Below are 20,339 nucleotides of genomic sequence, written 5' to 3' on the forward strand. Positions count from 1 at the left end.
CACACCCTGCCATCCCGCCCGGTCAGCGCTGTGCGAAGCGGACCCGCACCCGCCAGCCGCCGTCCGCTCTTGGCCCGATCTCCGCCGTGCCGCCGTGCAGCGCCGCCCGCTCCCGGATGCCCCGCAGGCCAAAACCGGAGCCGGGGCGCCCGTCCGCCCGGGGAGCACCGTCGTCGACCGTTTCCATCTCGAGCCAGCGCACGCCGTCGGCGTAACCGGTGCGCAGCGCAACCACGGCGGAACGTGCGGTGGAGTGCCGGGAGACGTTGGACAGGGATTCCTGGACGGTGCGGTACACGGACAACGCCAGGGGAGCCGAGATGGTGTCGAAGGCGCCCGGCAGGTCTTCGACCCGGGTGAAGGCGACCCGCAGTCCGTTGGTGCGGTGCTCGGCCACCAGCGAATCCAAGTCCGCCAGTCCTGGTTCGGGACGGCGATGGGCGCTGTCGCCGGCCGGGTCAGCGTCGTCGCCGGCACGCAGCACCCCCAGCAGTGCCCGCATTTCCTCCACCGCCTCACGGCTGGAGTCCTCAATGGTCTGCAGGGCGCCGGCGGCTGCTTCCGGTTTCTTCTCCAGCACGCGCCGGGCCGCCCCGGCATGGACGCCGATCACGGCAATGTGGTGCGCGACGACGTCGTGCAGTTCGCGGGCGATCCTCAGCCGTTCGGTCACCACCGCCTGATGGGCGAGTTCCGCTGCCTGAGCGCGCAGCTGTTCGGCCTGGCCGGCAAGCTGCTCCCGCTGGTGCGCACTGCGCCAGGAGGTCAGGCCAAACTGGATGGCTCCGCCAAAAAAGGCGGCGTTGACCAGGAAACTGTAGAAAGCATAGGAGACCAGCGGCGAAAGCAGTCCGTGATGCGTTTCATCATCGCCCAGCACGCTTTCAATGAAGGAGTCATAGGCGTTGGAAACCGTGAGGGAAAGAACCAGCCACAGCGCCATGGCCCCGATCACCACCACCAGCGAAAGCCGCAGCAGCCGCCGCTCCCGTGCCCAGGCCACCCCCGAGTAGATGGACGCGAAATACGCACCCTGGAACGCAAGTTGTCCGCCCAAAGCGGGCATCACCATGCTCAGGACAAGGAAGAGCGCCGAGGAGGTAAGCAGTACGGTGACGGGGAAACGCCGTCGCAGCGCTAACGGGGCGACCATGAGCGCCAGCAGTAGGTGCTGCAGCCAGATTGGCTGCTCTTCCCCGCCCATGGCGCCAAATCCGCGGCTGGCCTCCAATGCAATTGCGGCGATCAGGATCACGACAGCGGTTCCGACGACGTCGCGCCGCAGCTGGTCGCGTGTGGGCGCGGGACGTTCCCACTCGTCGTCGTTGTGCCAGGGCCGCCGGCTAAGCCATAGCGGCCGGAAATGGCTGCGGGGACCGGGATTCCGGGCGCCGGGGCCGGAGGCCAGGGTCTGGATCATGCAGCCCAGTCTAAGAGGTGGCGGACGGGCACGGCTCGGCCGGAGGGATGATCAGCGGTCACTTCACCGCTGTGTTACCCCCTGTCGCCGCTCCGGGGCTGCGGTTTCGGCTGTGCTGGCAGGAAAGGAATGGTTTACTGCCTTAGGTAACACTGCTGCCGCAAGGGCAGCCCCGACGACGGCGCGGATGACAGGACTTTTAGCATGTTTGTTGAAGAAGCACAGGCGATCCTCCCTGAACTGGTGGCGCTGCGGCGTGAACTCCACCAGGATCCGGAAACCGGGCTTGACCTTCCGCGGACCCAGTCGCGCATCCTTGCGGCGCTGGAGGGGCTGGATCTGGAGATCACCCTGGGGCTTAAAGCCTCCTCCGTGATCGCTGTGCTGCGCGGGGCCGAGCCCGGGCCGGCAGTGCTGCTGCGCGGAGATATGGATGCCCTGCCGGTGACCGAGCTGACCGACCTGGAGTACGCCTCAACCAACGGAAACATGCACGCCTGCGGGCACGACCTGCACGTGGCCGGGCTGGTTGGTGCCGCGAAGCTGCTCTGCGCGCAGCAGCAGGATTTGGCCGGCAGCGTCATCTTTATGTTCCAGCCCGGCGAAGAGGGCCACAACGGGGCCAGCCTGATGATTGACGAGGGAGTGCTCGACGCCGCCGGGGAACGTCCCATCGCCGCCTACGGTATCCATGTCCGCCCCGGGCCGCTGGGGGTCTTCCGCACTAAGTCCGGCACGCTGATGGCCGGCGCGAACGAGCTGCGCATTACCGTCAAGGGTTCCGGCGGCCACAGCTCACAGCCGCAGACCGCCGTCGACCCCGTCCCGGCCCTCACCGAAATCGCCTCCGCGCTGCAGACCATGTCCACCCGCCGGTTCTCGGTCTTTGACCCGATTGTCCTGACCGTTACCCAGCTGGAAGCCGGGGACGCCATCAACGTTATTCCCGATACCGCCAAGCTGGGGGCGTCCGTCCGCACGCTGTCCGAGGAGGCGCTGGACCGGGTGATCGTGGAGTCGAAGGCGCTCGCGGAAGGGATTGCGGCGGCCCACGGCTGCAGCGCCGACGTGGACTTCACTGTCCGCTATCCCGTCACCCGCAACGACGCCGGCCGCACTACCGAAGCGATGACCGACCTGCGTGAACTGTTTGGCGAGGACCGCGTGCTGGAATCCCGGGATCCGTTGATGGGGTCGGAGGATTTCTCCCTGGTGCTGGACGAGGTTCCAGGGACCTTCCTGTTCCTGGGCGCCACCCCGCCCTCGGTGGACCCTGCGGCCGTGGCCTGGAACCACTCGCCGCGCGTGCTGTTTGACGATTCGGTACTGGGGGACCAGGCCGCAGCGCTGGCTCAGCTGGCCTACAACCGGCTGACGTAGGCATGTCTTCCGTGCCGATGTCCTTCGCCTCGCGCCTTGCCGCGCTTGCTTCCCGTCCTGCCCCGCCGACGTCGAAGCCCCGGCGACTGGGCGCGATTGCACTGGGAGTGTTTCTGGCTTTTGCCGGCACCTCGCATCTGAGCTTCGCCCGAGCGGAGTTCCAGGCGCAGGTGCCGGACTGGGTTCCGGTGGGTGATGACGCCGTGGTGTTGATCTCCGGTGTGGTGGAAATCAGCCTTGGTGCGGCCCTGATCCTGCTCCGCAAACGCCGGGTGCCCGTGGGACTGGCGGCGGCGGTGTTCTTTGTGGTGATTTTCCCCGGCAACCTCTCCCAGTACCTCACGCACACTGATGCTTTTGGTCTGGATTCGGACGGGGCGCGTCTGGTGCGGCTGTTCTTCCAGCCCCTGCTGGTGATCTGGGCGCTGTGGTCCACGGGGGCGTGGAAGGAACTGCGGGACGCGGCGAAAAAGGGGTAGCTGCGGACGGTAGTTTCGGCTCGTCAGGTTTTCACGCGCATTTCCCTCCGTTTTGGGAATTTACTGCCACTTTGGGAAATCCCTGCCGTTTTAAACCGGCAGCGATTTCCCAAAACGGTGGGGAAATGTGAGGAAATTTCAGTGCGGAGATGCCGCTTTGACGAGTCTGTACTATTCAGGCCACAGGGTGTGCTCGCACCCTCGTCGCCGACAGAGGGACACAGGCCGTGCAAATTCCGAAAGTTCTCCTTACCGATCAGACCGACAACGCTGTCCTGCTGCTCAGCAATTACTACACCAAGCCCCAGCAGGGAAAAAGCCAGTTGCGGAGCGGCGCCCGGTTCGATAACTGGGCCGGCGGCGGGGATGCGCCTGGCATGGTCAACACCCTCACTGCGGATGATTTCCTCGCCGCGTCCTTCCTGTCAGTCCGGTTTTCTCCGAAGGCTGTCATCGGAATCTTGGAACAGCGCCGAGGGGAAGTGACCGCGCTGCTGGCTCAGATTCCGGCTGATCTGGATTTGGCATCTGTTACACATGAGAACTTCAAGAGTGTGCTCGGAGAAGAAAGCCCAGCCTGGCAGCTTCGGGACCTCCTGCGCGGCAAGGATCTCCCGGACAATCAGAGCTGGGGTATCGGTCCCACCAAGGCCAGCAAGCTGATGGCACGTAAACGGCCGCGTCTCGTCCCGATCTGGGACTCCGTGGTGAGAAGCGAAACGGAGCTTAAAGATTCGGGGACTCAGTGGAGTGACTGGCATGAGGTCCTGACTCAGAACGACTGCGCCCTTTCCCTCCATCTGGATGACATCCAGCGGAAGGCAGAGCTGCCGCATCCCATTTCGCCTCTTCGAGCCATGGACGTGATCCTGTGGATGCGTGGGACTGGCGGAGTGCAGCAGTCACCTACGAGCGAAGATGAGACTGCCTAGCAGCCCACTTCTCATCATTCAAATCACTACCACTCGAGAACTCTGGAGTCCTTCCCACAAGAAGCGAAGCCATCAGAGAATTTCGTTGGCTCAATGACCGCCTCGGGAAGAATCCTCTGGCAGGATTCGGAGCATGTCTAAATTAGAGATTCTCTTCCGCATGCTTGACGGGGACCGCATTCAATGCGATGTCGTTTCACCCCGAGGCTACAAAGTTTCATTGTCGGGCAGCAATACCGACAACGAGCCCGTTGTTGGGGAAGGAATTCTCGGAGACAATCGCTCATTGGTAACAAACGCTTGGGCTTATGCGCTGGCCCGATATGCAGCGGTTACCCTGCCGGATCAGGACCTTCAGAAAGCTGCTGAAAAGCGTGCGCAAGGGTTCAAGAAGGTAGCTGCGTGGATCGCGGAGGTGGCTGAGGATCTCACTGACGAAAAGAAATACGGTTGGTGCTCTTCTTGTTTCGGTGAACATGCCCATCGAAAGGCGAAGCGGCCGCTGGGCCAATTGCCCGCCTATATTTGTGACGCCTGTGGATCGCCGACCTTACCCTGTGCGAGTTTAACTTGCAGACACATGGCAGTGAGGGAAGAAGGAGCCCTTAGGGTCCAGCGGTACTGCGCCGAGCACCGCCATGAAATCCCAGGCTTTGCAAAGGCCGATCGCACGATGGCTGCACTCAATGACTATGAGGAGTTCCTCAAGTACGACAAGCCCAACCTTGCTCGAACCGTAAAAGTCGTTGGCCTTGCGGGAGTAGGGCTGGCAGCTGCTGCCCCCTTTGCACTTCTGGCAGCTCCTGCCATTGGTGGTGCTGCCGGCGCGCTTATCGGAGGTTACAGCGGCGTTGCCGCCACGAATTTCGGCCTGGCTCTCCTGGGCGGTGGCGCCGTAGCTGCCGGAGGGCTGGGTATGGCCGGGGGGACTGCTGTCATCACGGCACTGGGCGCAGCCTTGGGCGGCGCTCTGGGCGCGTCGGTCATGAACGCCTATGTCCGCGAGGACAAGTCCTTCCATGTCGAACTGCTCCAGGGCGGACCGGGCGTTCCCGTGATCGTCTGCAATGGCTTCCTCAGCGAGACCGGTGTCGGCTGGGGTGAGTGGCAGGAGATCATCAAAGAACGTTACCCGGACTCGCCGGTATATCGGGTCCATTGGGGTGCCCGGGAGCTCAAGCATTTGGCTTTCCTCGGCGGAGGCGGTGTGGCAAAAGCCTTTGGCGGAGCTGTGCTGAAGGATGCGGCGGCGAGAGCCGCAAAGGCGGGGGCTAAAAGGCTTGGTCCGATTGCTCCCGCCCTTGTCGCCGCCGACCTTGCAAAAAACCCATGGCATGTTGCTAAGAACCGGGCGGAAAAGACGGGAGTCATCCTGGCTGACCTGCTTGCGCGGACGAGGGAAGACTCCTACGTGCTGGTCGGACATAGTCTCGGGGCGCGGGCAATGGTCGTCGCAGCCCAGGCTATGGCCAGCAAAAAGGACGGCCCGCGCGTGCAGGCCATGCATCTTCTTGGTGCTGCTATTGGTGGCAAGAGTGACTGGAGCACTTTGACAGCTGCGGTTGAGGACGCCGTCTACAACTATCACTCGACCAACGACAGCGTCCTCAAGTATGCCTACGCCGCCAGTCAGCCCGGGGAAAAAGCAGCCGGGTATATGGGCTTCAAACCTGCAGACAAGAAACTGCTCAACATCGACGTCTCAGGTCAGGTGAAGGGGCACTCTGAGTACCCCAAGACTGTGCAGTTACTCTCTCAGCGCCCGGCGGCGCGAGTAGGTCCTGCCGAAATTTCAGCCTAGGTAGGTCGGACTGTGGCCCGGCACAACAGCCAGGCCACAGGGATGGAAGAGAACAGTGAGCGGCGAGAGTTACCCCGCCCGGGCCTCCGCAAAGCGCGGGGCCATGGACTCCATCTGCTCCATGACGAGCTTGATCGCGGCAGGCTGCTTGTCCGGCGGATAGCCATTCTTGACGAGCAGCCGTTTGATGGAGGAGCGGAGCTTGGCCCGGACGTCGTCGCGCACCGTCCAGTCGGTCCGCACGTCGCGGCGCATCACCGCTACCAGATCGCGGGCGATGTTCGCGAGCACGCCTTCGCCCTGGACGTCGACGGCGGAATCGTTCTGCGTGACGGCGTCGTAAAACGCCAGCTCATCCTCGTTCAACGGCGGGCTGAACCGCTGCCCGCGGTCCTTTTCCAGGGCCACTTCCTTGGCCAGCTCCACCAGTGCAGCAATGATCTCGGCGGAGGTCAGCTGCTGGTTGGTGTACTTGGTCATCAGCTCGGTGATCCGTTCCGAGAATGCCCGCTCCCGGATCACGTTGTTCCGCGTGGTGCGGGCCGCTTCTTCGGAAATGAGTTTCCGCAGGGCCTCGATGGCCAGCTGCGGGTTTCTCGCCTGCTGGGTTTTGGCCATGAACTCCGGTGTCAGATCATCTAGCGAAGGCTTTGGCATACCGGCAGCTTCGTAAATGTCCATGACTGCACCGGAAACAGTGGAGGTGGCGATCAGCTGACCGAGCAGGCGGGAGATGTCCTCGGGAACGGGCTCGCCCCGGGACTGGCGATCGGCGGCGTCCATCTTGGCCATCCAGATCCGGATTTCCTCGTACACCTTGATCTCCGGCAGCAGCTCGGCGAGGTGGTCCGAGCCGGAGCAAAGTGCCCAGGCCCGGGCCAGCTGGCTGGAGTAGCGCCGGTACTGGGAGGCGAGGCTCTCGCCGTCGGGCTCCGGCTGGTTGCCGGGAGTGAGCGGATCGCGCAGGTAGTTCACCGCGCCGGTGACCGCATACAGGAACGCCTTCGGGCCGCCCTTGTTCAAGGTCGCCCGCCAGTCGTGGCCGGCCAGCAGCGTCCGCAGCTGTTCCACCAGCTGCTCGGTCACCGCGATGGCTTCGTTGATGTCCCGGCCCACCGGCTTGTGCTGCTGGTCGGACTGCGAGTATTCGGCCAGCGCCTTGGCCAGGTTCTCCGCCAGCGGCGCGTACGCCACCAGCAGGCCGTCCTTCTTGCCGCGGAAGGTCCGGTTTACCCGGGCGAGGGTCTGCATCAGCAGGGCGCCCTTGAGCGGCCGGTCCAGGTAGAGGGTGTGCAGCGGCGGGGAATCGTAGCCGGTGAGCATCATGTCCTTGACGATCACCAGCTCCAGCTCGTCGTCCACGTTCTTGAGGCGTTCCTTGATGCTTGCGTTCAGGGAATCGCGGCGAACATGGTTCGAGACCGGGGGAGTGTCGGAGGCGGTCCCGGAGTAGACCACCTTGATCTTGCCCTTGTCCAGGTCATCGGAGTGCCAGCCCGGGCGCAGCGTCACGATTGCCGAATACAGGTTGGCGCAGATCTCCCGGGTGCCGCCCACGATCATCGCCTTGCCCGGGGCGTCGATGTACTTGGCCATCTGGGCGCTGCGGTTCTCCCAGTGATCCACCAGGTCCTGCGCGAGTTTGGCGATGCGCTGCGGTGCACCGTAGACGGCGTTGACGACGGCGACGCTCGCCTCGATGCGCGCCCGTTCCGTCACGTCCAGCGTCTGCGTCGCTTCGTCCGCAGCTGCGTCGAGGAATTCGTCGCTGACACCCTCCGCCAGTCCCACCTTGATCAGCCGCGGCTCGAAGTACACGGGGACGGTGGCGCCGTCGGCCACCGCCCGGCTGAGGTCGTAGATGTCGATGTACTCGCCGAAGACGTCCTGGGTGTTGCGGTCGTCAAAGGAGATCGGGGTGCCGGTGAAGGCAATCAGGGTGGCGTGCGGCAGCGCGTCGCGCAGGTGCCGGGCGTAGCCGTCCAGGTTGTCGTAGTGGCTGCGGTGCGCCTCATCCACCACCACAATGATGTTGCGCCGGTCCGAGAGCAGCGGGTGCTCGGCGCCGGCGTCGCGCTCGGCCTGGCTGCGGCCGAACTTTTGCAGCGTGGTGAAGTAGATGCCGCCGGTGGTGCGGCTGGTCAGTTCCTCGCGCAGCTCGGAGCGCTTGCGGATCTGCTGGGCCTTTTCGGGCAACAGCTGGCTGCCGAGGAAGGATTCAAACAGCTGGCCGTCGAGTTCGTTGCGGTCGGTGATGACGACGACGGTGGGGTTGCGCAGCTTGGGGTGCCGGATCACCAGGTTGGTGTAGAGCTCCATCTCCATGGACTTGCCCGAGCCCTGGGTGTGCCAGACGACGCCGGCCTTGCCGTTGCTGGCCACCGCATCAACGGTGCTGCCCACGGCTTTGGTGACGGCGAAGTACTGGTGCGGCTTCGCGATCCGCTTCGTCAGGCCGGCGGCGCCCTCGTCGAAGGCGGTGTAGTTGCGCAGCAGCTGCAGGAACCGCTCCTGGTTGTAGAGGCCCAGCAGAGCGGTGTCGAGCTCGCCGACGACGGGTTCGCCGTCGAGCAGGGTGCCGGGGGCAACGGGCTTGCCGTCGTCGTCCACGTTCCACGGCGAAAAGTGGTTCAGCGGCGTGAACGGGGTGCCGTACTTCGCGAACAGCCCGTCCGAGGCGAGGGTGAAGACGCAGAACCGGAACGCCATCGGGAATTCGCGGACGTAGGTGGCCAGCTGGTTGTGGGCGGCGGGGACATCGGCGTTCTTGCTGCCGGCCTTCTTCAGCTCGACGACACTGACGGGCATGCCGTTGCAGTACAGCACCAGGTCGAAGCGGCGCTTGTAGTCGCCCTGCACAATGGTGACCTGGTTGACGGCGAGCCAGTTGTTCTCATCGGGAAGGTGGCTGAGCAACCGGAGTGTGGGGCTGACCTCGGTGCCGTCGCTGTCGATGTAGGTCAGCCGGAAGCCGTCGGTGAGGAAGTCATGGATGCGCTTGTTCTCGGTGATCGCATCGGCGGACTTCGGGGATGCGATTTCGGCCAGCGCCTGCTTCAGATACTGGACCGGCACTGCGGGGTTGAACTTCTGCAGGGCGGCCAGCAGCCGGGGCCGGATGAGGAGCTCGTCCCACGTGTCGCGCTCGCCGGTGCCGGGCGCAATGTCCTGTCCGGTCTTCGGGAGCCAGCCGAGCGGTTCGGCGAGCATTTCCAATGCGCTGCCTTCCCAATCGGCTTCCGAGTATCCCAGCTGCTGTGCCTGCGTCATTTAGATCAGTTCCCCCACGGTCTGTTCTGCATCTTTTACCCTCAGCTTTCCGGACATCAGCTGCGGAAGCAGTGTGTCGCGTGTTGCGGCGAGGGTGCGGTTTTCTTTGTCATACTGCGCGGCCTGCGCGAACAGAGGCCGAGTCAAATCTCCAAAACTCTGGATAGATGCCCTAGATATTCGCTGCACCTTTGTAGCGTGCGCTTCGTTGCGGTTCAGGCCAGGCACCGCAGAATCAGAGTTCATTTCTGAGAGTTTCAGGGATCTCAGCATGTGATAGCAAAACGTGAGACTTTCATCCCCGAACTTTGGCTCGACGTAGTAAGTGGTATCGATCGGGAAGAATGCGTCGGGTGACCAGTGGACCACCCCGGCGGAACCCTTTCGCCCGACAATTATTCCGGGACCACTCTTGAGAGCCTGATCGTGTGAACCCACAACGCCTCCGCTGCCATAAACAACGGCCGGTCCTTGTCGACGCAGGGACGCAGGGAGGGCCTTCCCATACTCAAGGGTCAACAACTCGCCAAGAGTGCCCAACTCGGTTGTATCCGTCAATAGTTGACGAAAGTGAGCCTCTGACAATTCCATCGAAATTTCGGCGAGCTTGGTGTTGGCAGCGATCTTGTCGTCGAGGGCTCCCAGCACCTCCGCGATCGCCTGCTGTTCGTCAAGGGCAGGTATGGAAACTGGCCAGGTCCCCATCGTCGACAGTCCGATTCGGTTGACGGTTGCACCGTGGATGGTGTGCTGCTCTATCAGCTGTTGAAAGCCGGGACTCAGGTAGTAGTAGAGCAGGAAACGTGGATCGACAATTGCAGGGTTGGGACGTAGAAGGGCCATCCGCCTGCCGAGACAGGCTTCGACTCCCGCAGGCATGAGTGCAGCTTCGCCGAGTCTTGTTTCATAAGAGAAGAGGAGATCTCCTTCTCTGGGGGTCACTCGACGGGTCCAGCGTGCGAAGTCATCCTCTGAAACATGATCAGATAACGACAGGTCCAGTCGTCCTGAGTTGAGGCTAGAGATATTCAGGAAGTACGGGCCGGTTTCCATGCGAGTCGGAGTTGCATGCGGTCCATCGAACAGCGTGCCAAGTTCGCCGAACGTTAACTGCTGCCGAGCTGTCATCAGATCCTCCCCAACTGCTCGCGCACAACCTTGGCCAGCCGCTCGGATTCCTCGAACTGCTCGAACAGTTCCTTCTTCAGCCGCTCGATCTTCTCTTCGATCGGCTCGCCGTCGTCTTCAATCGCGGCAGCACCGACGTACCGGCCCGGGGTCAGGGCATAGTCGGCGGCCTTGATCTCCTCAAGGGTGGCCGAATAGCAGAAGCCGGGCTCGTCGTCGTACTCCAACCCGGCCTCAACCGCTGATGTCTTGCCGCGCCAGGCGCGGAAAGTGTTGGCGATCTTGGCAATGTCATCCTCGGACAGCGCTCGCTCGGCGCGGTCCACCATGTAGCCCAGGTTGCGGGCGTCGATGAAGAGAACCTGGCCGGTGCGGTCAATGGAGCCGTGCTCGCCGGCGGTCTTGTCCTTGGCGAAGAACCAGGTGCAGACGGGGATGCCGGTGCTGCGGAACAGCTGGGTGGGCAGGGCGATCATGCAGGAGACCAGATCGGCTTCCACCAGCTGGGCTCGGATCTGCCCCTCACCGCCGGAGTTGGAGGACATGGAGCCGTTGGCCATGACCACGCCGGCCTTGCCGCCGGGGGCGAGTTTGGAAATGATGTGCTGGATCCAGGCGTAGTTGGCGTTGCCCGCGGGCGGAACGCCGAACTTCCAGCGCGGATCCGACTCGGAACGGGTCCAGTCCTTGATGTTGAACGGCGGGTTGGCCATGACAAAGTCGGCCTGCATGTCAGGGTGCTGATCGCGGGCAAAGGTGTCGCCCCAGCGGGAGGCGAGGTTGCCGTTGAGCCCGTGGATGGCCAGGTTCATCTTGGCCATCCGCCAGGTGCGCTCGTTGAGCTCCTGCCCGTACACGGAGATGTCCGAGCCCTCCTTGTTGTGGGCTTCCAGGAACTTCTCGGTCTGCACAAACATGCCGCCGGAGCCGCAGGCCGGGTCGTAGATGCGGCCGTGGTCCGGTTCCAGCACCTCCACCAGGACGCGGACGACGCCGGCGGGGGTGTAGAACTCTCCGCCGCGCTTGCCTTCGGCGCGGGCGAACTTCTCCAGGAAGTACTCGTACACCTCGCCGAGCAGGTCGCGGGCCTTCTTGGCGCCGTCGCCGGTGAACCGGGTGGAGTTCAGCAGGTCCAGCAGTTCGCCGATGCGGCGCTGGTCCACGTTGTCGCGGTTGTAGATCTTCGGCAGGGTCGCGGCGAGCGTGGGGTTGGAGCTCATGATGAGGTCCATGGCGTCATCGATCAGTTCGCCGATGGACTTGGCCGCAGCGTCCGCGGAGGCCTGCGTGCCCTTGGCGTTTTCCGCCAGGTAGCGCCAGCGCGCCCGGACCGGAACCCAGAAGACCCCTCGGCCGGTGTACTCATCGGCGTCGTCGATGAACTGGGCGATCTGGTCCTCGTCCATCCCGTCCGCCTCCAGCTCCGCAGAGATCTGCGCACGGCGCTCGTCGAACGCGTCCGAGACATACTTCAGGAACACCAGCCCGAGAATAACGTCCTTGTACTGGGACGCGTCCATGGAACCGCGCAGCTTGTCGGCGGCCTTCCAGAGCGTGTCCTTCAGTTCCTTCATGGTTGACGGCAGAGCGGCAACCTTGGTTTTCGGGGGCACTAGGGTGTTCCTTCCATAACGACGGATGTATCGGTGAGGGCGAGGCTTCCGCCCGCTACGCCGTCCAAGACAAGCGTAGTGAGTTCTTCAAGCTGTTCGAGCCGGGTGCGGGCCGCGTCACGCTGCCGGGTGAGTTCGCCCAGCGCCTGCGTGAGAGTCTCCCGTTCCGGCTCGCCTAATCGACGCGCGGACCACCGCTTCCAGCTGCCGCGCCCCGAGGGCAGCGCCTTGATGTCGGCAGCCAGGACCTGCGGCTGCAGGCCCCCGGGACGCTGGGAATTGATCCGCAGAATGCGTGCCGGATAGAGCACGACGGCGGATCCCTCGGTATCGACGACGGCGGCGGGCCGGGTGCCGGTGCAGAACACCACGTCACCTGGCTCGGTAACCTGGCCAGCCGGATAGGTCTGCGTGAACAGGATGAGGTTGATGCTCCTCGAGCCCAGGGGCACGACGCCGGTGACTTCCTCCGGCCCGAAAACCCGGGTTCCGCCGTCGTCGTTATCGACATGCGCTGGATCGATGCGGTGTCCGGCTCGGTAGGTGAGGTGCTTGCCGTCCAGCAGGTCCTGGATCGGAGACGATGCTGCACCGCTTCGCTGCCCCTGCTGGCCAATCGTCAGCGGGCCGGCCGAGACGTTGTTCGGCGGGGCTTCCACCGAATAGCGGTCCAGGACACCGGGCAAGGCCGGGGTGTTCAGCAGCTCCAGCAGGTCATCGGCCCGCAGTGCTGCTTCGGGGCCGCCAAGTTTCTGATGGCGGCTTGGTGCCGCGGCCGCCGCAACGAGCGAACCCCGGGAAGCGAGCAGGACGCGGGTCAGGGACAGATGCGCATAGCGGAACGAGTGTGCCCGGATCTGAGCCAGGGTTCCCATGGAAGCCGAAATATCGCCGACCAGATCCTGCACCACATCCGGAGATAGGTGGGCACTGCCCAAGTCGGCAACCATGGTCCACTTCGCCGTATCTTCCACGGAGCGGTGGGCGGGACCCAAAACCCACAGTGCCAATGCCTGCCGGGATTTGCTGAGCAGCAGCCCCTGGGGCAGTTTCACCACGGCGCGGAGCCGGCCGGAGCGCAGAAGATCCGAGCGGACGTTTTCGGCGTCGCCCCGCAGCTGGTCAGTCAGCGCGGCGGCAGGCGCGACAATCACAGCCCGTTGGTCCTCCCGTATCTGGAGGTGGATGTGGTCCACCGCTGAAAGGATCTGCAGCGGGCCCATCACCGGAGTGCCGGGCGCCGGATACTGGGCCAAGATCACCGCGGGGCGGGAGAGCGTGAATTCGCCGGTTGAATCGACATCCAGCTGCTCGCGATGGATACCGTGGACGGCGAGCCTCCGGCGCGCAAACCGGGCGGCGTCGTCGTCATTTGATCCAGTCATCAGAACAACGTCGCCGGTGTCGCTCAATCTGCGGGCCACCGCCATCAGCAGGTCGCTGCCGCCGCTGGTTGGATCGGCGAAGACCGGGCCCTCCGGCAGGCCAGCGGCCAGTTCTGCGGCGATGGCAGCGACCATGTCGGTTGCCTGTTCGGCCAGTGCGACGCCGGCATGCCTCTGCAAACGGGTCCGGAACCGGTCGGCCATAAGCTTCTCGAAGGCCGCAGCCGGATGGTAGGCGCCGTCCACCAACAGATCGGTGTAGCGGGCCAACGCTCCGAGATCCGGTTCGACCTGTTCGAGCTCACGGTAGAGCAACAGATTGTCCGGATCCTGGCTGTCCGCGGCGTCCAGCAGATCTGTGCTGTCCAGGCCGGTGAGCTGGCCCCCGGTGAGAACCCGGAGGGCGAGGAGCGAGGTGAGCGCATTGAACAGCAGCTCACCTCCGGCTGAAATGCCGGTCATCACGGCGAAGGAAGCGACGTCCTCGAGTGCCTCCTTGTTGTTTCCGTGGCCGGTGTCGGCGAGCCACCGGGCCACCTCGTAGGCATCGAAGAGGTCCTGGCCCCGAACGTGCCGCCGTGGCTGCGGGAAGGGAGACGCCGACTTTTTGGTGCGGGATTTCCACATGCTGACGACGGGACGTTTCACCCGGGCCAAAAGTGCGATATCCGGCAGGGAGATGAGCAATGGGCCGTCGTTGACGTTCATTCCTTGCTCCTTTCCCCAATACCTCCGGATTCGATGTCATCAGCCTAACGAACGGTTCCCCATTTGGTGGCGAGTTAGGTGATAAGGGGGGTTATCGGACTTTGCTGCGGCAGAACATGAAAGTCCGGCTTAGGTTGATGGGGCAGGACAAACGCCAAGCGTTGGTTCTGCTGGTGCGGAAGCCGTTGCACGTTTTGTGGGGGGGACGGCTTCCGCACCGCACCCAACGCTTATTCGCCGTCCGTCAGGAGAAGAAATGTCGCAGCATAGAGAAGCCGGCGAAATCCCGCCAGGTCCAGCCAAGCCGGAGCTTCAGGAAACCGGATCCCATCGAACCTCGGACGGCAACGCGCCGTCGCCGTCGCCGCAAGCCGCGCAACAAGACCGGGCAGCAGGCTCCTCGGGGATATGGCCTCCGGTGGCGTCTCCTGCTCCACCCGTCCAGCAGCCACCTTCGTCCATTCCGGGAAACAAGCCGGAACCGATTGCGCCGCGCCCCAGCCGCAAGCACCTGGTGTTTGGAGCAGCCGGGCTTGGACTCGGTCTGCTCGCCGGAATCGGATTGGGACAGATCAACATCCCCTTGACCTCCCATGCCATTGAAGCGGCGGCTGAGACCTGCAGTGTTTCGGACACCTTTGGCGTCGATATGGGTGACAACGGGCAGTCGATCTCCATGAGCAGCGAAGGTGAAGACTCGGCTGGTGCTGAGTACGCCGACATTACGTGTGTGCTTGCCGAACTGGAGGTTCCGGACAGCGTGGAAACCCGGATCGGAACGACCCGGGCCCTGGACGGACGGCAGAGTGCCGAGTGGGACACGTTCGCTGCTTCCTGGGGCTACCACCCCGATAGCGGGCTCAACATCGTCGTCGAAGTCGCGGACAAAGTAGGAGCGGGAATATGACTGAGAAAAACTTGGCGCCGGAGCTGGTCGAGGACGAGGAGGTTGCGGATGTTCAACAGAGGCAGGAAAAGCAGCGCAGAGGAAACTCTTGGGCGCTGCTTCTGACCTCGGCTGTCCTCCTTTGCGGCGCCGGCGGCCTAGCTGGAGCGGTGTTGGTCGATCCCACCGGCAGCGAAGAATATGCGGCATTGGAGTCTTCCGAGGAATCGATAGCGTCCGACCTCGCAGAGACCACCTCAGACTATGAAGCTCTTCAAGACGACTACGACGTCATGGCAGGCGGCATTAGGAAGAGGGAAACCGGCGTCGAGAAGCGCGAGGCCGCAGTGGCGGCCTCGGAGGAAAAGGTGAAGTCGTCGGAGGCCGCGGTCAAGGCTCGGGAAGACGCGGTCACCGGAGCAGAAAAGACCAAGGCGGCGAACACCGTTGGCGACGGAACCTGGGTCGTGGGAACCGATATTGCGCCGGGGAACTACCGCACCGCGCAACCTGTTGGCTCCAGCTGCTACTGGGGTATTCATCGCAGCGGGTCCAACGGCTCCGACATCGTCGACAACGATCTTCCCGGTGGCGGGCATCCGGTCGTCACGCTTGCTGAGGGCCAGGACTTCAAATCGAGCCGCTGCGGCACTTGGGAAAAGCAGTAACCAATCCATTCGCGTAACCAGCAATCTGACTATTGAAAGGCATAGACATGAAGAAGCAACTCAACCCGGAACCAGTGGAGCTCAAAGCCCGCAAGTCCGCTACCAAGAAGCACCTGATTTCTGTCGCCGTACTCGTGCTCGGTCTGGCCCTTGCCTCCTGCAGCGCCGAGGGGGCAAACGGGGAAGCTGGTGCCGCTGCACCCGGCTCTGCCGGGCAGGAAGAACCCGCTGCGGAGGCACCACCCGAAGCCGTGCCGGAAGCAGCTCCTGCCGTTGGCGTTCCGTTCACCGCTGACATGGGAGGTGGCAACACAGCCCGAATTACCATCGTTTCCGCGGAATACACCGACTCGGTAAGCGCCGAGTCATTTGCTCCTGCGGCGCAGAACGGGGGTTTCCTACTCTTGGATGTTCTCTGGGAAACCGAGGAAGGCGTAACTTCCGCGAACCCGCTGTACTTCGACGCGAAGGATGCCGAGGGACGGAAGGGTGAAATGTACATGTTCGCCGACGGGCAGCTTGGATCCGGCGAAGTGCTCCCGGGTGATAAATCCCGCGGCTTCGTTGCCTTCGACATGGCGCCCGGGGCTGCCACCGTGACAGTGACAGATCCTCTGCTGCAGGCTGCAGCGCGAATCCAGGTGGGAGGCTAGCCTCCTTCCAGCGAAATGCCCGGGTGCCCTGATGGGTATTCGGGTTTTTGCTGTGTACGTTGTTAGGCACTGGCTGTTGGTGGGAGGGCAGTTTGAATCCCCCCTTACTACTTGAGTAATTGGCTGAAAATCTCCGGTAACTGAAGGGCTCTTTTGCCCTTCGTTTTCAGGGATTGTTTTTATAAAATAGAACGCATGTACGAAGCTCAGCAGGACTCTCATGAGGCGCAAACGGAAAGATCGCTGGCTGCCGTGCCTGTGCCTGCTGATACTGACGCAGGTGTCCGCGGTGGTTCTATGTCCGTAGATTCACCCGTCGCGGATGCAGCCGCCGCGACCGCTGTCCTGCTGGCGGGGTTGATCGATCAGATTCGGGTGCTGGAGGAAGTCAAGGCTTCCGCGGCGGCGGCGCAGGCGCGGGCTGCAGCACTTTTTGATGCCGTGACGCGCTCTGTTCAGGCCGAGGGTGGGATGAGGCCGGAGCAGCTTGGCAAAGGGGTGGGTGCGCAGGTGGGGTTGGCGCGGCGGGAGTCTCCGCACCGGGGTACCCGGTTGTTGGGGTTGGCACGGATCCTGACCCGGGAAATGCCGCACACCTTGCACGCGCTCACGACAGGGGTGATCAGTGAGTGGCGGGCGACCCTGCTGGTCCGCGAAACTGCCTGCCTTACGTTGGCGGACCGGCAGAAGGTGGATGAGCAGGTCGCCGGGAACCTGGCCGAGTTGGAGCAGCTCGGGGATTGGCAGCTGATCGCCCGGATCAAGATGGTGTCTTATGGACTGGATCCACGCAGTGTGGTGAACCGGGCCTCCAAAGCAGCGTCGGAGCGGTTTGTGTCCTGCCGTCCGGCTCCGGACACCATGACGTATGTGACCGCCCTGCTGCCAGTGGCTCAAGGTGTGGGCGTGTATGCGGCGTTGACCCGGGAAGCGGACCGGCTCCGCGCGGCCGGGGATGCCCGGTCCAAAGGTCAGATCATGGCGGACACCTTCGTGGAACGGACCACCGGGAAGGTCCGGGCCGAGGATGTGCGGGTAGAGGTGCAGCTGATCATGACGGACCGGGCCCTGCTGGGTGGTTCCTCGGAGCCGGCGGTGCTGGCCGGGTACGGGGTGGTTCCGGCGCAGCTGGCCCGAAACCTGGTCCGCGGGCGGGACAAAGGCCCCGAGTGCAACTCCGACAAGGACGAGGACTCTTATCGCGGCTTGGGAACCCGTACCAGCGCCAGGTCCGGTGCTGCTGCGGTGACCGGCTGGGGTGCCCCGCCGGCCCCGCCGGCACCGCCGCCACGGCCGGATCCGCGAACGGAGGTATGGGTACGCCGGCTCTACACGGCACCGGACACTGGAGCACTGGTGGGCATGGACTCGCGGGCACGGTTGGTGCCCAAGGGGCTGGCACGGTTCATCGCCGCACGTGACCAAGTCTGCCGGATGCCGTGGTGCGGAGCCCCGATCCGGCACTACGACCACATCACACCCGTCCATGACGGCGGCCCCACCAGCGCCGACAACATCCAGGGACTGTGCGAGGCCTGCAACCAGGCCAAGGAAGCCCCCGGCTGGAGCATGAGCACCGAGCCAGTCGTACCCCGCCTCAATGTTGCGGCGGAGGGCCGGTCGGCCACCGCCGCCCAGACGCGAACACACACGGTTCAGCTTCGGACACCCACGGGACACACCTACCGCTCCTCGGCTCCTCCGGCGCCTGGAGGCGGGTAGAAAGCGGCGCCGGGAACCCACTATGGGTGGTCCTTGATACGGAAATGCACCTGCCGGCGAAGCCAATATTGCCGTGTCAATAGGGGCGTAAAGAAACGACATAAACACTGTGCTACGAAGAGTCACGAAAAGGTTACGGTTCACCCGGATCAGGCCTGAGGGTCAAAATGTCGCACATTTCGGCCATTACGTTTGCCCTTGGCAATTCCTGCTCCCAATCGGAGTCGGAGAGCAATACGTAACCGAAGTGAAGAAGGTACTAATGTGTTGGAATTCGTACGCGACAGGGCGGACCAGATACTCTTCGCGGGCTGGCAGCATTTCAGTCTGGTCTTCCAATGTCTGGTCCTGGCCACTGTCCTAGCAGTACTGCTCGCAGCACTGGTGTACCGCAGCAAAGGCCTCAGTGCCGCTGCCAACAGCGTCTCCGCCATCGGGCTGACCATTCCATCTTTCGCCTTGATCGGCCTGCTGATCGCGCCGCTGGGCTTCGGCCCCACCCCCGCCGTCGTTGTCGTCGCGTTCTTTGCGACCCTGCCCATCCTGCGCAATGCAGTGGTGGGTCTCTCCGGCATAGCGCCGTCAGTGGTTGAGTCCGCGCGGGGTATCGGCATGAGCCGCCTGCGCACCCTGCTGACCGTTGAACTTCCGCTGGCGTGGCCGATCGTCCTTGCCGGTATCCGCGTCTCGGCCCAGATGGTGATGGGCGTTGCCGCAGTCGCCGCCTATGCACTGGGCCCCGGCCTGGGCGGCTTCATCTTCAACGGGCTGTCCCGCCTCGGTGGCGCCAACTCCGTGGAGTCCGTTGCCGTGGGTGTCATCGGCGTCATCCTGCTTGCCCTGATCCTTGACCTTTTCCTTGTCGGCCTCGGCCGGCTCACCACTCCGCGAGGTATCCGTGTCTGAGACCCAAAACATCACACCCGGCGCTGCCGGAACACCCGGCGCTGCCGGAACACCCGGCGCTGTCGGAAAGAACACCGGCGCGAGCATCCTGCTGGATAACGTCACTAAGCATTACCCTGGCCAGGAGAAGCCGGCCGTTGGCGGTCTGACCCTGGAAATTCCACCGGGCAGCATTGTTATGTTTGTGGGGCCTTCCGGCTGTGGGAAGACCACCACGCTCAAAATGATCAATCGGCTGATCGAACCCACCGAGGGCAGCATTGTCCTGAACGGCGAGGACGTCACCACTATGGACGGTGACAAACTGCGCCGCCGGATCGGTTACGTCATTCAAGCCGGCGGGCTCTTCCCGCACATGAGCGTGGCCACCAACATTGGGACCCCAAAATGCTTGGCTGGAGCAAAGACAGAATTGCGGCCCGCGTGGATGAACTGCTGGAGCTGGTCTCGCTGGACCCTGCCCTCTACCGCAACCGCTATCCCCGTGAGCTCTCCGGCGGTCAGCAGCAGCGTGTTGGTGTGGCCCGGGCACTGGCCGCGGATCCTCCTGTCCTGCTGATGGATGAACCCTTTGGTGCGGTGGATCCCATCACCAGGCAGCGGCTCCAGGATGAACTCCTGAACATCCAGTCGGAACTGCACAAGACCATTGTTTGCGTCACGCATGACTTCGATGAGGCAGTGAAGCTCGGTGACTGGATTGCTGTCTTTGACGAGGGCGCTCAGCTGGTCCAGTACGATTCCCCCGAGCGGATCCTGGCCAATCCGGCCAACGAGTTTGTAGAGAACTTCATTGGCTCCGGCGCCGGCCTGAAACAGCTCACCCTCACCCGGGTCAATGAGGTGGACCTGGATGCCGCCATTACGGCAGCCCCGGGAGATCTCGCCAGCGACGTCCTGTCCCGCCTGCAGGGTGCCGGCCATAAACAGGCTGTCATCCTGGATGCCCGTCGCCGGCCCATCCAGTGGCTCACGCGCCGCCAGCTCAGCCGGCTGGAACGGATCTCGGCAACGGTGGATTCCAAGCTGCCCGTCATTGGTGACCGTGCCACCTTGAACGATGCGCTGGACACCATGTTGGTTTCCAGTGCTGGGGCCGCGCTGGTCACCGGCCCGCGCGATGTGTTCCAGGGCCTGATCACGGTGGAAACCGTAATGCAGGCCATCACTGATGCGCACGAGGCGGCGCTTGAGGGCTCGTCCTCGCCCCCCGTGGGGATTAACAGCGGGCTGATCCAGCGGGTGCACAAGTATGACGACGACGGCAAACCCGCCGCTGAAGCGGCCGCTAGCTGTACTCAGACGGCACGTTAATTACACCGGGTGATCGGTGCTTTGCCTCCGAGGCTGCCGTGTGGCCGGTGGTTGTTGTAGAAGTCTAACCACGG

General features: G+C 63.5%; 14 protein-coding genes and 1 pseudogene. 10 read left to right on the top strand and 5 right to left on the bottom strand.

Annotation, left to right across the window (positions count from 1 at the left end):
• Nucleotides 1–22: 22 nt before the first annotated feature.
• Nucleotides 23–1,420 carry a sensor histidine kinase gene (locus ABIB35_RS16470; protein WP_354182810.1) on the bottom strand — a complete coding sequence of 466 codons (1,398 nt, stop codon included), beginning with the start codon at nucleotides 1,418–1,420 and terminating at the stop codon, nucleotides 23–25.
• Nucleotides 1,421–1,624: 204 nt separating this feature from the next.
• Here ABIB35_RS16470 and ABIB35_RS16475 point away from each other — a divergent pair, with 204 nt between their 5' ends.
• The 4 genes from ABIB35_RS16475 (at nucleotide 1,625) to ABIB35_RS16490 (ending at nucleotide 6,012) form a co-directional block, all read left to right on the top strand.
• Nucleotides 1,625–2,800: a M20 metallopeptidase family protein gene (locus tag ABIB35_RS16475; protein ID WP_354182811.1), complete on the top strand. Its 1,176-nt coding sequence runs from the start codon at nucleotides 1,625–1,627 to the stop codon at nucleotides 2,798–2,800.
• A 2-nt stretch (nucleotides 2,801–2,802) separates the two neighbouring features.
• Complete coding sequence (locus tag ABIB35_RS16480; RefSeq protein WP_502915819.1) at nucleotides 2,803–3,279, top strand: DoxX family protein; 477 nt, start codon at nucleotides 2,803–2,805, stop codon at nucleotides 3,277–3,279.
• Nucleotides 3,280–3,506: 227 nt separating this feature from the next.
• Complete coding sequence (locus ABIB35_RS16485; protein ID WP_354182812.1) at nucleotides 3,507–4,211, top strand: DUF6308 family protein; 705 nt, start codon at nucleotides 3,507–3,509, stop codon at nucleotides 4,209–4,211.
• Nucleotides 4,212–4,344: 133 nt separating this feature from the next.
• Nucleotides 4,345–6,012 carry a DUF726 domain-containing protein gene (locus ABIB35_RS16490; RefSeq protein ID WP_354182813.1) on the top strand — a complete coding sequence of 556 codons (1,668 nt, stop codon included), beginning with the start codon at nucleotides 4,345–4,347 and terminating at the stop codon, nucleotides 6,010–6,012.
• Nucleotides 6,013–6,081: 69 nt separating this feature from the next.
• On the opposite strand, the gene ABIB35_RS16495 is transcribed toward ABIB35_RS16490, so the two are convergent.
• From ABIB35_RS16495 to ABIB35_RS16510, 4 genes are read right to left on the bottom strand one after another with little or no spacing between them, the layout of a single operon-like run.
• On the bottom strand, nucleotides 6,082–9,282 hold the full coding sequence (locus tag ABIB35_RS16495; protein ID WP_354182814.1) for a type I restriction endonuclease subunit R: 3,201 nt from the start codon (nucleotides 9,280–9,282) through the stop codon (nucleotides 6,082–6,084).
• Nucleotides 9,283–10,410 carry a restriction endonuclease subunit S gene (locus ABIB35_RS16500; protein ID WP_354182815.1) on the bottom strand — a complete coding sequence of 376 codons (1,128 nt, stop codon included), beginning with the start codon at nucleotides 10,408–10,410 and terminating at the stop codon, nucleotides 9,283–9,285.
• Nucleotides 10,410–12,023, bottom strand: a complete 1,614-nt coding sequence (locus ABIB35_RS16505) for a class I SAM-dependent DNA methyltransferase (RefSeq protein ID WP_354182816.1) — start codon at nucleotides 12,021–12,023, stop codon at nucleotides 10,410–10,412. The genes ABIB35_RS16500 and ABIB35_RS16505 overlap by 1 nt, the downstream gene beginning before the upstream one ends.
• A complete protein-coding gene (locus tag ABIB35_RS16510; protein ID WP_354182817.1) occupies nucleotides 12,023–14,116 on the bottom strand; it encodes a DNA methyltransferase family protein in 2,094 nt (697 codons plus the stop codon). Before ABIB35_RS16510 ends, ABIB35_RS16505 begins: the two co-directional genes overlap by 1 nt.
• A gap of 256 nt (nucleotides 14,117–14,372) precedes the next feature.
• Between ABIB35_RS16510 and ABIB35_RS16515 the strand changes: the two genes are divergently transcribed.
• The 6 genes and pseudogenes from ABIB35_RS16515 to ABIB35_RS16540 all read left to right on the top strand — a co-directional run bounded on the left by ABIB35_RS16515 (nucleotide 14,373) and on the right by ABIB35_RS16540 (nucleotide 20,265).
• The gene (locus ABIB35_RS16515; RefSeq protein ID WP_354182818.1) at nucleotides 14,373–15,023 is read left to right on the top strand and encodes a hypothetical protein; all 651 of its coding nucleotides are present in this window, start codon (nucleotides 14,373–14,375) and stop codon (nucleotides 15,021–15,023) included.
• Nucleotides 15,020–15,670 carry an Rv1352/Rv1906c domain-containing protein gene (locus ABIB35_RS16520; RefSeq protein WP_354182819.1) on the top strand — a complete coding sequence of 217 codons (651 nt, stop codon included), beginning with the start codon at nucleotides 15,020–15,022 and terminating at the stop codon, nucleotides 15,668–15,670. The genes ABIB35_RS16515 and ABIB35_RS16520 overlap by 4 nt, the downstream gene beginning before the upstream one ends.
• A 47-nt stretch (nucleotides 15,671–15,717) precedes the next feature.
• Nucleotides 15,718–16,323 carry a DUF4352 domain-containing protein gene (locus tag ABIB35_RS16525; protein WP_354182820.1) on the top strand — a complete coding sequence of 202 codons (606 nt, stop codon included), beginning with the start codon at nucleotides 15,718–15,720 and terminating at the stop codon, nucleotides 16,321–16,323.
• 297 nt (nucleotides 16,324–16,620) lie between these two features.
• Nucleotides 16,621–18,045: an HNH endonuclease gene (locus ABIB35_RS16530; RefSeq protein ID WP_354182821.1), complete on the top strand. Its 1,425-nt coding sequence runs from the start codon at nucleotides 16,621–16,623 to the stop codon at nucleotides 18,043–18,045.
• 264 nt (nucleotides 18,046–18,309) lie between these two features.
• Entirely contained in the window at nucleotides 18,310–18,951 is a 642-nt protein-coding gene (locus tag ABIB35_RS16535; protein ID WP_354182822.1) for an ABC transporter permease, read from the top strand.
• 178 nt (nucleotides 18,952–19,129) lie between these two features.
• Nucleotides 19,130–20,265: pseudogene (locus ABIB35_RS16540) on the top strand (ATP-binding cassette domain-containing protein).
• The last annotated feature ends 74 nt before the right edge of the window (nucleotides 20,266–20,339 follow it).

The organism is Arthrobacter sp. UYP6 (assembly GCF_040547315.1).
GTDB lineage: Bacteria > Actinomycetota > Actinomycetes > Actinomycetales > Micrococcaceae > Arthrobacter_B.

Bases quoted from the DNA above. Each gene is read 5' to 3' on its own strand.
- ABIB35_RS16525 (WP_354182820.1), top strand. From the start codon at position 15,718: ATGAAGAAGCAACTCAACCCGGAACCAGTGGAGCTCAAAGCCCGCAAG.
- ABIB35_RS16510 (WP_354182817.1), bottom strand. From the start codon at position 14,116: ATGAACGTCAACGACGGCCCATTGCTCATCTCCCTGCCGGATATCGCA.
- ABIB35_RS16475 (WP_354182811.1), top strand. From the start codon at position 1,625: ATGTTTGTTGAAGAAGCACAGGCGATCCTCCCTGAACTGGTGGCGCTG.
- ABIB35_RS16530 (WP_354182821.1), top strand. From the start codon at position 16,621: ATGTCCGTAGATTCACCCGTCGCGGATGCAGCCGCCGCGACCGCTGTC.
- ABIB35_RS16480 (WP_502915819.1), top strand. From the start codon at position 2,803: ATGTCTTCCGTGCCGATGTCCTTCGCCTCGCGCCTTGCCGCGCTTGCT.
- ABIB35_RS16520 (WP_354182819.1), top strand. From the start codon at position 15,020: ATGACTGAGAAAAACTTGGCGCCGGAGCTGGTCGAGGACGAGGAGGTT.
- ABIB35_RS16490 (WP_354182813.1), top strand. From the start codon at position 4,345: ATGTCTAAATTAGAGATTCTCTTCCGCATGCTTGACGGGGACCGCATT.
- ABIB35_RS16470 (WP_354182810.1), bottom strand. From the start codon at position 1,420: ATGATCCAGACCCTGGCCTCCGGCCCCGGCGCCCGGAATCCCGGTCCC.
- ABIB35_RS16495 (WP_354182814.1), bottom strand. From the start codon at position 9,282: ATGACGCAGGCACAGCAGCTGGGATACTCGGAAGCCGATTGGGAAGGC.
- ABIB35_RS16500 (WP_354182815.1), bottom strand. From the start codon at position 10,410: ATGACAGCTCGGCAGCAGTTAACGTTCGGCGAACTTGGCACGCTGTTC.
- ABIB35_RS16515 (WP_354182818.1), top strand. From the start codon at position 14,373: ATGTCGCAGCATAGAGAAGCCGGCGAAATCCCGCCAGGTCCAGCCAAG.